Below are 392 nucleotides of genomic sequence, written 5' to 3'. Positions count from 1 at the left end.
TGTGGTGGTTGTAGGTCTTGCAGTACGCCGTGAGCGTGGCTTCCAACTCGGCGCCCGAATTGAATCGGGTCTGCTGCACGACCTCGCTGATGCGGCCATTGAAGCGCTCCACCAGGCCGTTGGTCTGCGGATGGCGCGGCGGGCACAGCCGGTGCTCGATGCCCAGCGCCTTGCAGCGCACGTCGAAGTGATGCTTGCCTGAAGGCTCACGCGCCTTGCTCGTGAAGCGGTCGGTGAACTGGCTGCCGTTGTCGGTGAGCACCTTGGCGATCTTCATCGGCGCGGCCTCGTGAAGCCGCTCCAAGAAGTCCACGCTGCTGGCCTCGCTCTGGTCGGCATACACGCGCAGGAACACCCAGCGCGTGGCCCGGTCGATGGCCACGAACAGGTAG

General features: G+C 65.1%; 1 protein-coding gene. It reads right to left on the bottom strand.

Features of this window, described 5'->3' with window-relative positions; genetic code table 11:
* The coding region (locus ACG02S_RS26230; RefSeq protein ID WP_394473442.1) for a DDE-type integrase/transposase/recombinase at positions 1–392 on the bottom strand (392 nt) is incomplete at both ends.

The sequence above is a fragment of the Pelomonas dachongensis genome, from assembly GCF_043555865.1.
GTDB lineage: Bacteria > Pseudomonadota > Gammaproteobacteria > Burkholderiales > Burkholderiaceae_C > Pelomonas > Pelomonas dachongensis.
This window is presented reverse-complemented; position numbering and strand designations above follow the sequence as displayed.